The 14,081-nt window shown below is 77.2% G+C and carries 3 protein-coding genes; all 3 read left to right on the forward strand.

Translation table 11 applies throughout. From position 1 onward, the window contains the following. Entirely contained in the window at window positions 1-738 is a 738-nt protein-coding gene (locus A6F73_RS35430) for an aspartyl/asparaginyl beta-hydroxylase domain-containing protein (protein WP_063352428.1), read from the forward strand. Between the two features lie 122 nt (window positions 739-860). Beyond that, entirely contained in the window at window positions 861-5,333 is a 4,473-nt protein-coding gene (locus A6F73_RS44260; RefSeq protein ID WP_079136539.1) for a type I polyketide synthase, read from the forward strand. Further along, entirely contained in the window at window positions 5,330-14,002 is an 8,673-nt protein-coding gene (locus tag A6F73_RS35440) for a non-ribosomal peptide synthetase (protein ID WP_063352429.1), read from the forward strand. Before A6F73_RS44260 ends, A6F73_RS35440 begins: the two co-directional genes overlap by 4 nt. The last annotated feature ends 79 nt before the right edge of the window (window positions 14,003-14,081 follow it).

Here is a 14,081-nt window from a genome sequence, read left to right on the forward strand (position 1 = left end):
ATGGACGTTCAGGGCGTGATGACGGAGCTGCACGGCATCCTCGGCACCGAGGGGCTGGAGCGGGTCGAGGAGTGCCTGCGCATCCTCACCGGCGAGCAGGCCCCGGAGTACCTGCACGACGACCAGGAGCCGACCCGGCTGTTCTTCCCCGGGATCAGCGCCCTGCCCTGGCACGACACCGCCGAACTGCCCTGGGTGGCCCGGCTGGAGGAGGCGTACGACCGGATCAAGGCCGAGTTCCTGGAGCTGCGCGCCGAGCAGGCCCGCTTCGCCCCGTACGAGGACCTGTACACCAAGGAGCTCGGCTGGCAGGGCTGGGACACCTACCAGCTGTACCGCAACGGCAGCTGGCGGGACGAGGTCCTGGAGCGCTGCCCCGAGACCCACGCCGCCGTCTCGGCGAGCCCGCACGGTCCGCGCGACGGCATGTTCACCATCCTCAACCCCGGTGTGCACATCACCCCGCACACCGGCGGCGTGAACCTGCTGCTGACCGCGCACCTGCCGCTGATCGTGCCGCCCGGCTGCGCCATCAAGGTCGGCGACGACGAGCGGGGCTGGGAGGAGGGCAAGGTGATCCTCTTCGACGACAGCTTCATCCACGAGGCCTGGAACAAGGGCACCCAGCAGCGCGCCGTCCTGCTCTGGGACGTCTGGCACCCGGAGCTGACGCCCGTCGAGGTCCGGGCCCTGGAGTTCCTGATGCCCCGTTTCCAGCGCTACCTCATGGCGGTCTGAGCCGCCCGGCGGCCCTGAACCCCCTGGCAGCCCTGAACCCCCTGGCGGTCTGAGCCCCGGCCGCGTACCCGGTCCTGCCCGCCCCGCCGCGCGCGGAGCCCACCTCACCCACGGAGAACACCTTGAACGCACAGCCGGTCATTCCCGACGAGGCCGAGACCGACGGCCGGGTCGCCGTCGTCGGCCTCGCGGGCCGCTTCCCCGGAGCCGATTCCGTCGACGCGCTGTGGGAGCTGCTGGCCTCCGGCACCGAGGCGATCAGCCGGTTCGGCCCCGAGGAGCTGCGGGCCGCCGGGGTGCCGGACGGCGAGGCCGGCAAACCCGGGTACGTGGCCGCCAAGGGCGTGCTGGCGGACGTCGCCGGCTTCGACTCCCAGCTGTTCGGCTACAACGCGCTGGAGGCCTCGGTCATCGACCCGCAGCAGCGGATCTTCCTCGAATGCGCCTGGGAGGCGCTGGAGGACGCCGGCTGCGACCCCGACCGGGCGCCCGGGCCGATCGCGGTCTACGCCGGGTCGCTGCTGAGCACCTACCTGATCCACAACCTGCTGCCGCGCACCGACCTGCGGGACTCCCTCGGCGTGCCGATGCTCTTCCAGGGCAACCAGCCCGACCAGCTGGCCCCCCGCGCCGCGTACAAGCTCAACCTGCGCGGCCCGGCGGTCAGCGTGCAGACCGCCTGCTCGACCTCGCTGGTCGCCGTGCACCTCGCGGTGCAGAGCCTGCTGTCCGAGGAGTGCGACCTCGCGCTCGCCGGCGGCGTCACCGTCACCGTGCCGCACCGCTCCGGCTACCTGCCGGTGCCCGGCGGCATCGAGTCCCCGGACGGGCACTGCCGGCCCTTCGGCGCCGAGGCGGCCGGCACGGTCTTCGGCAACGGCGCGGGCGTCGTGGTGCTCAAGCGCCTCGCCGACGCGCTCGCCGACGGCGACCGGGTGCACGCCGTCATCCTCGGCTCGGCCGTCAACAACGACGGTGCGAACAAGGCGGGTTACACCGCCCCCGGGGTCGCCGGCCAGACCGCCGTGATCCGCGAGGCGCTGTCCGTCGCGGGCGTCGCCCCGGACAGCATCGGCTACGTCGAGGCGCACGGCACCGGCACCCCGATCGGCGACCCGATCGAGGTCGAGGCGCTCACCGCCGCCTTCCGCGCCGAGCAGGACGCCGACGACAGGTCCGCCACCGGCTGGTGCGGCCTGGGCTCGGTCAAGTCCAACCTCGGCCACCTGGACACCGCCGCCGGCGTCACCGGCCTGATCAAGGCCATCCTGACGGTCCGCGGCGGCCGCATCCCCGCGAGCCTGCACGCCGAGGCCGTCAACCCCGAACTCGGCCTCGCCGACAGCCCGTTCTTCGTCCCGGCCGGCCTCACCGACTGGCCGGTCGCCGACGGCCCGCGCCGGGCCGCCGTCAGCGCCTTCGGCATCGGCGGCACCAACGCGCACGTGATCCTGGAGCAGGCCCCCGAGCCGGCCCCGCGCGAGGCCGCCGCACCGGGCGCCGTCCCCGTCGCCCTGCCGCTGTCGGCCCGCACCGCCGCCGCGCTGGACGCCGCCGCCGAACGGCTCGCCGACGACCTCGCCGCCCACCCGGAGCGCCCGCTGGCCGACGTCGCCCGCACCCTGCGCACCGGCCGGCGCCAGCTGGTCCAGCGCCGCGTCGTGGTCGCCGACGACACCGCCGCCGCCGTGGCCGCGCTGCGCGGCGCCGGCCGCCGGGAGTCGGTCCGGGCCCGCGCCGGGCAGGGCGCCGCCCCCGTCGCCTTCCTGCTGCCCGGCCAGGGCGCGCAGTACCCGGGCATGGCCCTGGGCCTGCACCGGGCGCACCCGGTGTTCCGCGCCGCCCTGGACGAGGCCGCCGACCTGCTGCGCCCGCACCTGGGCCTCGACCTGGTCGAGCTGCTGCGCGGCGGCGACGCCGACCTGCTGCGCCGCAGCTCCGTCACCCAGCCCGCCGTCCTGGCGGTCGGCCACGCCACGGCCGCGCTGTGGCGGCACTGGGGCGTGCGCCCGGCGGCGCTGCTGGGCCACAGCCTCGGCGAGTACACCGCGGCGCTGCTCTCCGGCGTCCTCGACCTGCCCGAGGCGCTCGCCCTGGTCGCCGCCCGCGGCCGGCTGATGGAGCAGACCGCGCCCGGCGCGATGCTGGCCGTCCCGCTGGACGAGGCGGCCGCGGCCGACCTCGCCGCCGCGCACGGCCTGGACCTCGCCGCCGTCAACGGACCGGGCGCCTCGGTGCTGTCCGGCACCGCCGAGGCCGTCGAGCGGGCCGCCGCCGAGCTGGGCGAGCGGGGCCTGCGCGCCCTGCGCCTGCCGGTGGAGCGGGCGTTCCACAGCGCCCTGTGCGCGCCCGCCGCCGAGCAGTTCGCGGCCGAGCTCGCCAAGGTGACACTGCACGAGCCCACCGTGCCGTTCCTGTCCAACCTCACCGGCGACTGGATCACCCCGGAGCAGGCCACCGACCCCGGCTACTGGGTGCGCCAGATGCTCGCCCCGGTGCGCTTCCACGACGGGTTGAACCGCCTGGCGGCGCTCGACGAGCGGATGGTGCTGGTGGAGACCGGCCCCGGCAGCGTGCTGACCGACCTGGCCCGCGCGGCCGCCGAGGGCAGCGCCGGGCCGCGGCTCGCCCTGCCGCCGCTGCCCACCCGCGGGCGCCGCGGCGCCGAGGACGAGCCCGGCAGCGCCGTCCTCGCGCTCGGCAGCCTGTGGGCGCACGGCGCCGCCGTCGACTGGGAGCCCGTCGACGCCGACGCCCGCCCCGCCGACCTGCCCGGCTACCCCTTCGAGCGGCTCCCGCACTGGATCGAGCCCGCCGTCCCCGGCCGGGCGCCCGCCACCGCGCTGCCCGCCGCGGACCTCGACGCCGTCCACGCGACCGTCAACTGGCGCCCGCTCGCCGAGACCGCCGGGGACGACCCGCTGGCCGGCCGCCGCCAGACCTGGCTGGTCCTGCTGGACCGGGCCGGCGCCGCCCAGCCCCTGGTCGAGCTGCTGACGGCGCGCGGCCAGATCGTCACCACCGTCCAGCCCGGCCCGGCCTACCGCCGGGTGCGCCGCGGCGTCTACGAGCTCGACCCCGCCGACCCGGCCCAGTACGCGAAGCTGCTGGCCGACCTGCGCGGCCTGGTCCGCACGCCCACCGCCGTCCTGTACGCCTGGGGCCTGGACGAGACGCCGGACGAGACCGCCGGCTACTTCGGCCTGGTCCACCTCGCCCGGGCGATGTCCGCCGAGAGCGTGCTGAACGAAGTCCGGCTCGGCGTCGTGACCGCCGGGGCCTTCCCGGCCGCCCCCGGCGAGCAGCCCCGGCCCGCCGCCGCCCTGCTCAGCGGCCCGGTCCAGGTGCTCGGCGAGGAGTACCGCAACCTGCGCTGCACCCAGGTCGACCTCGCCGTCGGCACCCCGCTCGACGAGGCCGCCGCCGACGCGGTGGTGCGCGCCGTGCTCACCGGCCCGGCCCGGCTGCTCGCCCTGCGCGAGGGCGCCCTGCTCACCCGCACCGTCGAGCCCGCCGAGCGCCCCGTCCCGACCGCCCCGGCCCGGGTGCGGGCCGGCAGCACCTGGCTGCTCACCGGCGGCCTCGGCGGGATCGGCCTGACCCTCGCCCGGGCCCTGGCCCGGGCCGGCGCCGCCCGGCTCGTCCTGCTCGGCCGCGGCGCCGCCGACGAGGCCGCGCTCGCCGCGGTGCGCGAGAGCGGCGCCGAGGTGCTGGCCGTCCAGGCCGACGTCACCGACGCCGCAGCGCTGGACCGGGCGCTGGAGCAGGCCCGTGCGGCCTTCGGCCGGATCGACGGCGTCGTCCACGCGGCCGGCGTGCCCGGCGGCGGCTCCGTCGAGCTGCGCTCCGACGACAGCATGCGCACGGTCCTCGCCCCCAAGACCGCCGGCCTGCGCCACCTGCTCGCCGCGCTGCGGCCCGGGGAGGCCGAGGTGCTGGTGCTCTGCTCCTCGCTCGCCACCCTGATCCCGACCTACGGCCAGGCCGACTACGCGGCCGCCAACGCCTACCTCGCCGCCGTCGCGGAGGCCGAGGCCGCGCGCGGCGAGCGCCACGCGGTGGCCGTCGACTGGGACATGTGGGCCGGCGTCGGCATGGCCAGCCGGGCCGAGGTCCCCGAGGCCCTGCGGGCCTTCCAGGCCGACATGCTGGCCGGTGCGCTCACCCCCGAGCAGGGCGCCCGCGCCTTCGCCGCCCTGCTGGAGGGCCCGCCCGGACGGGCCGTGGTGGCCCGGGCCGGCGCCGCGATCGCGGACGGCGCGCTGCGCACCTCCGCCGCCCCGGCCGCCGAGGCCCCCCGGACGGCGGCCCTGCCCCGCCCCGAGCTCGCCACGCCGTACACCGCCCCGGCCACCCCGACCGAGGAGCGCCTGGCCGAGATCTACGCCGAACTGCTCGGCCTCGACCGGGTCGGGGTGGACGACGACTTCCTGGAGCTCGGCGGCCACTCGCTGCTGGCCGCCCAGATCGCGGCCCGGCTGCGGGCCGAGTTCGAGGTCGACGTCCCCGCCCGGGTCTTCTTCGAGGGCGGCCGCGTCGCCGACCTCGCCACCGAGATCGAAGACCGCATCCTCGCCGACCTGGAGAACCAGTGACCAACCCCGCAGGCCGCCGCGAGGACCGCCTCGCCCGGCTCACCCCCGAGCAGCGCGCCGCCTTCGAGGCGCGCGCCCGGGGCCGCGCAGGCACCACCCCGGCCGGCACGGCCGGCCCCGCCGCCCCGGCCCCGGCCGTGCCCCCGCGCGACCCGGCGCTGCCGGCGCCGCTGTCCTTCGGCCAGGAGCGGCTCTGGTTCCTGGAGCAGCTCACCCCCGGGCTCGGGGTGTTCAACGAGTACGTGGGCCTGCGCCTGAGCGGCCCGCTGGACGTCGCCGCGCTGGAGGCCGCGCTGGACGGCCTGGTGGAGCGACACGAGGCGCTGCGCACCGTCATCGCCGCCGGCCAGGACGGCCCGGTGCAGCGGGTGCTGGAGCGCACCGCCCCGGTGCTGCGGGTGGCCGAGCCGGCCGACGGCGAAGCCGGCTGGAGCGAGGCCGAGGAGCGCGCGCTGGCCGAGCGGGAAGCGGCCCTGCCGTTCGACCTGGAGCACGGCCCGCTGCTGCGCGCCCTGCTGATCCGCTCCGCGCCCGAGCGCGCCCTGCTGGTCGTGGTCAACCACCACCTGGTCGGCGACGCCTGGTCCCGCGCGGTGCTGGTGGAGGAGCTCTGCGCCCGCTACCGGGCCTTCCGCGAGGGCGGCCCGGCCCCCGAGCCGCTCGCCGTGCAGTACGCCGACTGGGCGCAGTGGCAGCGCCGCGAACTCACCGACACCGCGCTGGCCGAGCCGCTCGGCTACTGGCGCGAGCGGCTGGAGGGCGCCCCGCACGTCCTGGAGCTGACCACCGACCGGCCCCGGCCGGCCGTGCCCAGCCACCGGGGCGGCCGGGTGCACTTCACCCTGGACGCCGCCACCACCGAGGCCGTGGAGGCCGCGGCCCGGGCGGCCCGGGCCACCCCGTTCATGGTCACGCTGGCCGCCTGGCAGGCCGTCCTGATGCGCCACTCCGGCCAGCAGGACGTCGTCGTCGGCGTGCCCACCGCGGGCCGCGACCGGCCCGAACTCGCCGGACTCGTCGGCATGTTCGTCAACAGCCTGGTGCTGCGCTCGGACCTCTCCGGCGACCCGACCTTCGGCGAACTGCTCGACCGGGTGCGGGAGACCTCGCTCGGCGCGCTGGCCCACACCCAGGTGCCCTTCGAACGCCTGGTCCGCGAGCTGCGCCCGGACCGCGACCTCAGCCACGCCCCGCTCTACCAGGTGCAGTTCGGCTACCGCAACGTCCCCGCCCCCGACATCGCCCTGCCCGGCGTCACCGTCGAGCTCGTCGAGCTGGACAACGGCCTCTGTCGCACCGACCTGAGCCTGGAACTCGCCCGCGACGGCGAACTCACGGCAGGCGTCTGCGAGTTCAGCGGCGACCTGTTCGACGACGACACCGTGCGCACGCTGACCGAGGCCCTCCAGCGGGTGCTGGCCCGCGGCGCCGCCGACCCCGGCCTGCGGCTCTCCGACCTGCTCGCGCTCACCCCCGTCGAGCAGGCCCTGCTGGCCTCGGCCGGCGACGGCCCGGCACTGCCCGAGGACGCGCCGGACGTCGTGACGGCCTTCGCCGAGGCCGTGCGCACCCGCCCGGACGCCGAGGCCGTGCTGCCCGGCGGCCGCCCGGAGCTGGCCCTCACCTTCGCCCGACTGGACGCCCGGGTCGACGAGTTGGTCGCCCGGCTCCAGGCCGCCGGGGTGCGCCCCGGCGACCGGGTCGGCCTGTGCCTGCGCCGCGGCACCGACCTGCCCGCCGCCATGCTCGCCGTGCTCCGGGCCGGCGCCGCCTACCTGCCGCTCGACCCGGACTACCCGGCGGCCCGGCTGCGCCACGTGGTCGAGGACGCCGAGCCCGCCGTGGTCGTGGTGCACGCCGCGACCCGGGACGCCGCGCCCGCCGGCGCCCCGCTGCTCGACCTCGACGCCCCGACCGAGTCCTCTGCAGCAGCACCCGTATCCGTGTCCGTGGACCCGGACGCCCCCGCGTACGTCATCCACACCTCCGGCTCGACCGGCCGCCCCAAGGGCGTCGTCGTGCTGCGCCGCAACCTCACCGCCTTCCTGGCGGCGATGGACCGCGTGCTGGCGGACGACGGGGAGCCCGCCACCTGGCTGGCCGTCACCAGCGTCTCCTTCGACATCTCCGTCCTGGAACTGCTCTGGACGCTCAGCCGGGGCCACCGGGTCGTGGTCAACCCCGACCCCGGCACGGCGGCGGCCCCCGCCCCGGCCCCCTCCACTCGGAACGCCGCGGCCTCGCAGGACGCCCCGGCCGCCCCGGCCGTCCCCGAGTTCAGCCTCTTCTACTTCGCCAGCGACACCGCCGGCGCCGAACCCGGCCCCGACCAGTACCGGCTGCTGCTGGACGGCGCCCGCTTCGCCGACACCAACGGCTTCTCGGCCGTCTGGCTGCCCGAGCGGCACTTCCACGCCTTCGGCGGGCCGTTCCCGGCCCCCTCGGTGCTGGCCGCCGCGATCGCCCAGGCCACCGAGCGGATCGGGATCCGGGCCGGCAGCGTGGTGCTGCCGCTGCACCACCCCGTCCGGGTCGCCGAGGAGTGGTCGGTCGTCGACAACCTGTCCGGCGGCCGGGTCGGGCTCTCCTTCGCCTCGGGCTGGCACGCGGACGACTTCGTCCTCGCCAAGGACGCCTACCAGGACCGCCAGGCGCTCACCGTCAGCGGCATCGAGCAGGTGCGCCGGCTGTGGCGCGGCGAGCCGCTCCCCTTCGAGGGGCCCGGCGGCCGCACCGTCGACGTCCAGGTGCTGCCCCGCCCCGTCCAGGCCGAGCTGCCGTACTGGCTCACCTCCTCGGGCAACCCCGAGACCTGCCGCACGGCCGGCCGGGTCGGCGCCCGGCTGCTGACCCACCTGCTGGGCCAGAGCGTCGAGGAACTCGCCGAGAAGATCGCCCTCTACCGGGAGGCCTGGCACGAGGCCGGCCACCCGGGCGACCCGCACGTGACCCTGATGCTGCACAGCTACGTCGGCGCCGACGACGCCGACGTCCGGGCGCACGCCTGGCAGCCGTTCCGCGACTACCTGCGCAGCTCGGTCGGCCTGATCGAGAACCTGGCCCGCAGCCTCGGCATGGACGTGCGCAGCAGCGACTTCACCGCGGAGGACCAGGAGGCCCTGCTCGACCACGCCTGCGCCCGCTACCTGGGCCACAGCTCGCTGATCGGCACCGCCGAGGAGTGCCTGCCGCTGGTGCACCGACTGGCCGCCGCCGGCGTGGACGAGATCGGCTGCCTGGTCGACTTCGGCGTCGACACCGACGTCGCGCTGGCCGCCCTGCCCCGGCTGGCCGAGCTGCGCCGCACCGCGGCCGCCGCACCGGCCCCCGCCCCGGCCGCCCTCGCGGTCGCGGCCGACACCGAGCTGACGGCGCTGGTGCGCGCCCACGGCGTCACCCACCTGCAGTGCACCCCCTCGCGGGCCCGCACCCTGCTCGACGAGGCCGACCCGCAGGCCCTGCGCGGCCTGCGGCAGCTGCTGCTCGGCGGCGAGGCCCTCGACGCCGAGCTGGTGCGCCGACTGGCCGAGCACCTCGGCGGCCCGATCCGCAACATGTACGGGCCGACCGAGACGACCGTCTGGTCCACCACCGCCGAGGTCGACCCGGCCGAGGGCCTGGTCACCATCGGCGGCCCGATCGCCGGCACCACCGTGCGCGTCCTCGACCCGTACGGGCGCCGCGTGCCCGTCGGCGTGCCGGGCGAACTCCTGATCGGCGGCGCCGGGGTGACGGCCGGCTACCTCGGGCTGCCCCAGCTCACCGACGAACGCTTCGTCGCCGACCCCGAGACGACCGGCCCCGAGGCGACCGGCCCCGAGACGGCAAGCCGTGAGTCCGCCGCCCGGCTGTACCGCACCGGCGACCTCGTCCGCACCCTGCCCGACGGCCGCCTCCAGTACCTCTCCCGCAACGACCACCAGGTCAAGATCCGCGGCTTCCGGATCGAGACCGGCGAGGTGGAGGCCGCGCTCACCGCGCTGCCCGGCATCCGCCAGTGCGTGGTCACCGCCTACGGCCTGGGCACCGCCCGGGCCGCGCTGGCCGCCTACCTGGTGCCCGAGGACCCGGCCGCGCCGCCCGCCCCGGCCGAGCTGCGGGCCGCCCTGGCCGGGCAGTTGCCGGGCTTCCTGATCCCGTCCCGGTTCATCCCGCTCGACGCGCTGCCGCTCACGAGCAACGGCAAGGTCGACCGCGCGGCGCTGCCCGCCCCCGAGACCGTCCCCGCCGCCGGTCGCGACCGCACCGCGCCCGCGACGCCGACCGAGGAGCGGATCGCCGCGATCTGGCGCGAGGCCCTGACCCTCGACGAGGTCGGCACCGAGGAGGACTTCTTCGAGCTCGGCGGCCACTCCCTGCTGGCCGCCCGGATGGTCGCCGGGATCCGCCGCGACCTGGACGTCCAGCTGCCGCTGCGCACCCTGTTCGACTCGCCGACCGTCGCCGCCCTCGCCCGGGCCGTGGACGCGCTGGGCGCCGGCGGGGCCACCGCGGCACCCGCCGAACCGGTCGAGCTGCTGCCCGACCAGGCCCGCCGCCACGAGCCCTTCCCGCTGACGGACGTGCAGCGCGCGTACTGGATCGGCCGCAGCGGCGCCGTCGGCGGCGACGTCGCCTGCCACCTCTACCTCGAAGTGGACGTCGCCGACGTCGACCCGCTGCGCCTCCAGGACGCCTGGCAGGCCCTGGTGCGGCGGCACGACGCGCTGCGCCTGGTCTTCGCCGAGGACGGCACCCAGCGCATCCTGCCCGAGGTGCCCGCGTACCAGCTGGCCGTCGAGGACCTGCGCGGGCTGCCGGAGCCCGAGCGGGCCGACGCCCTCGCCGGGACCCGCGCCCGGATGTCGCACCAGGTGCTGCCCGCCGACACCTGGCCGCTGTTCGAGCTGCACGCCAGCCGGACCGAGGGCACCGACGCCCGGCTGCACCTGAGCATCGACACCCTGATCGCCGACGGCGGCAGCGTGCAGATCCTGCTGCGCGAGCTGCTGGCGATCTACCAGGGCTCGCTCGACCCGCGCCCGATGGAGCTCTCGTTCCGCGACTACGTGCTGGCCGAGCAGACCCGCCGCGAGGGCCCCGCGCTGCAGCGCGACCTCGACTACTGGCACGGCCGCCTGGAGACCCTGCCGCCCGCCCCCGCGCTGCCGCTGGCGCGGCGCCCCGAGGAGCTGACGCAGACCAGGTTCCACCGCCGCGAGGCGCACCTGCCCGCCGAGCTGTGGGAGCGGCTGAAGAGCCGGGCCGCCGCCGGCCGGGTCACGCCCTCGGCGCTCGCCCTGGCCGCCTACGCCACCGTGCTCGGCACCTGGGCGGCGGCCGACCGCTTCACCCTCAACCTCACCCTGTTCAACCGCGTCGGCGAGCACCCCGACCTGGCTGCCATGGTCGGCGACTTCACCGCGCTCAGCCTCTTCGAGGTGGACGGCGCCACGGCCGGCTCCTTCGCCGACCGGGCCCGCCGGCTCCAGGACCGGCTCTGGGAGGACCTGGACCACCAGCTGGTCAGCGGCGTGCGGGTCGGCGGCGACCTGGCCCGCCGGCGCGGGGTGGCCGACGCCGCCATGCCGGTCGTCTTCACCAGCGAGCTCGGCGCCGGCGAGGTCGGCGGCAGCCGGGTCCTGCGGGAACTCGGCGCCAAGGTCGCCCACACCATCACCCAGACCCCCCAGGTCTGGCTGGACCACCAGATCTCCGAGGACGAGGGCCGGCTGCGGCTGACCTGGGACGCCGTCGAGGAGCTCTTCCCCGAGGGCCTGCTCGACGCGATGTTCGAGGCCTACACCGGCCTGCTCACCGCCCTCGCCGAGCGGCCCGACGCCTGGACGGACCCGTACCTGGCCGCCCTGCCCGCCGCCCACGCCGAGGCCTACCGCGCGCTCAACGCCACGGACGGCCCGCGGCCCGACGGGCTGCTGCACGAGCCGTTCCTCGCCCAGGCGCGCACCGCCCCCGGGCGGACCGCCGTGGTCTCGGCCACCGGCACCGTGACCTACGGCGAGCTGGAGCGCGCCTCCGCCGCCGTGGCCCACGCGCTGCGCGGCGCCGGCGTCGGCCCCGGCGACCTGGTCGGCGTGCGCGCCGACCGGGGCTGGGAGCAGGTCGCGGCCGCGATCGGCGTGATCCGGGCCGGCGGCGCCTACCTGCCGCTGGACGCCGGCCTGCCGGCCGCCCGCGTCGCCCGCTCGCTCGAACACGCCGGCGCCACCGCGCTGCTCGCCCGGGAGTCCTGGGACGCGGACGGCGCGGTGCCCGCCGGGGTCACCCTGCTGGGCTTCGACCAGGCGCTGGCCACCCCGGCCGACACCGAGCCGGCCCCGGTGCCCACCACCCCGGCGGACCTCGCGTACGTCATCTACACCTCGGGCTCCACCGGTGACCCCAAGGGCGTGATGATCGACCACCGCGGCGCGCTCAACACCGTGGTGGACGTCAACGACCGCTTCCGGGTCGGCCCCGCCGACCGCGTCCTCGGCCTCTCCTCGCTCGGCTTCGACCTCTCGGTCTACGACCTGTTCGGCACCCTCGCCGCCGGCGCCGCGCTGGTGCTCGTCGGGCCCGGGGAGGAGCGCGACCCCGCGCGCTGGTCCCGGCTGGTCGCCGAACACGGCGTCACCGTCTGGAACTCCGTCCCCGCGCTGATGGAGATGCTGCTCGCGTACGCCGGCGGCAACCCGGCCGCCGACCTGGAGTCGCTGCGCCTGGTCATGCTCAGCGGCGACTGGATCCCCGTCGGCATGCCCGACCACGTCCGCGCGCTGTCGCCCAAGGCCGAGGTGATCAGCCTGGGCGGCGCCACCGAGGCGTCGATCTGGTCCGTGCTGCACCCGATCGGCGCGGTCGAGCCGGGCCGCCCGAGCATCCCGTACGGGCGGCCGATGCGGAACCAGGGCATGGTCGTCCTGGACGAGGCCTTCCGGCCGCGCCCGGTCGGCGTCGCCGGCGCCCTGTTCATCACCGGCGTGGGCCTGGCCGTCGGGTACCGCAACGCGCCCGAGCTCACCGCCCGGGCGTTCCCGACCCACCCGGTCACCGGGGAGCGCCTGTACCGCACCGGCGACCTCGCCCGGCTGCTGCCCGACGGCGAGCTGGAGTTCCTCGGCCGGGAGGACTGCCAGGTCAAGGTGCGCGGCATGCGCATCGAGCTGGGCGAGATCGAGTCGGCGCTGGTCCGGATGGACGGCGTCCGGGAGGCGGCGGCGCTGGTCGAGGGCAACGGGCTCGGCGCCCGGCTCGCGGCCTTCGTGGTCCGCGAGGCCGCCCGGCCGCAGCCCGCCGCCCCCGCTCCCGCGGTGGCCCCGGCCCTGGACGCCGAGCGGGTCCGCCGGCTGGAGGCGCGCCTGCGCCAGCCCGGCCGCCGCGCCGACCTGGCGGGCCGCGAGGTCCTGCCCTTCGCCCTGCCGACCGACACCCTGGACCTGCGCCGGGCCGCCGCCCTGCGCGGCGCCGCCACCGGCTTCGCCGACGCCCCCGTACGGCTGGCCGACCTGCACGCGCTGCTGACCGTGCTCGCCCGCCAGGACGAGGACGGCGTGCCCCGGTACGCCTACGGCTCGGCCGGCGGCCTGTACCCGGTGCAGACCTACCTGGCCGTCGCCCCCGGCAAGGTGGCGGGCCTGCCGGCCGGCACCTATTACGTCGACCCGGCCGGGCCGGCGCTGGTCGCCCTCGACGGCGCACCGGGCTCGGCCCGGGCCCTGGACCGGGCGCTCTACAGCGAGGCCAACGGGCCGCTGCTCGACCAGGCCGGCTTCGCCGTCTTCCTGGTCTCCCGGACCGCCGCGATCGCCCCGGTGTACGGCGAACTCGCCGACCGTTTCTGCCTGCTGGAGGCCGGGGCGATGGCGCAGCTGCTGCGTCACCGCGCCGCCGACTGCGCGGTGGCGCTCTGCCCGATCGGCGACGTCTTCCCGGAGCCGCTGCGCGAGGCGCTGCGGCTGGAGGACGGCCAGCGCGCGCTGCACACGCTCGTCGGCGGCCGGCCGCTGAACGCGGCCGCCGACGAGCCCGACTCCGGCACCGACTGGACGGCCGCGCTGCGCGACGCGCTCGCCGAGCGGCTGCCCGGCTACATGGTTCCGCAGCGGGTGCGGGCGGTCGAGGCGCTGCCGCTGTCCGCCAACGGCAAGGTCGACCGGGCGGCGCTCGCCCGGCTGGGCGCCGCGGTGCCCGCCCCCGCCGTCGTCTCCGCCGTCCCCGTCGCCCCCGCCCTCGCGGCGGCCCCGGCGGCACCGGTGGCGCGACCGGCGGCGCACGGGCCGAACATGCTCGGCGCGATGGAGCGGCTCACGGAGCTGTGGCGGGAGGTGATGGACGGGGCGGAGGTCGGCGTCGACACCAACTTCTTCGAGGCCGGTGCCAACTCCATCCACCTGGTCCGGGTCCAGCGGCGGATCGCCGAGGACTTCGGGCAGGAGCTCTCGGTGGTCGAGATGTTCGACCGGCCGACCATCCGCCACCTGGCCGAGCTGCTGGACCGTCCGGCCGCCGCCCCGGCGCCGCAGGCGGTACCGACTGCACCAGCGGCACCGGCTGCATCAGCGCCCGAGCCCGCCTCGGACACCGCCGCACCCGACACCGCACAGCCCGTCGGCGGCGACCGCCGGCAGCACCACGAACGGCGCCGCGCCGCCCGCCGAGGCGGCTCCGGCACCGGCCCGACCGGCTGACCCCGACGGCCGGCGGCCGACACCCCGCACCCCGTGCCGGGTGTCGGCCGCCGGACCCCCGCGAGCCGCGTCGCATCAC

The organism is Streptomyces sp. MJM8645 (assembly GCF_001625365.1).
Taxonomy (GTDB): domain Bacteria; phylum Actinomycetota; class Actinomycetes; order Streptomycetales; family Streptomycetaceae; genus Kitasatospora.

Bases quoted from the DNA above. Each gene is read 5' to 3' on its own strand.
- A6F73_RS35430 (WP_063352428.1), top strand. From the start codon at position 1: ATGGACGTTCAGGGCGTGATGACGGAGCTGCACGGCATCCTCGGCACC.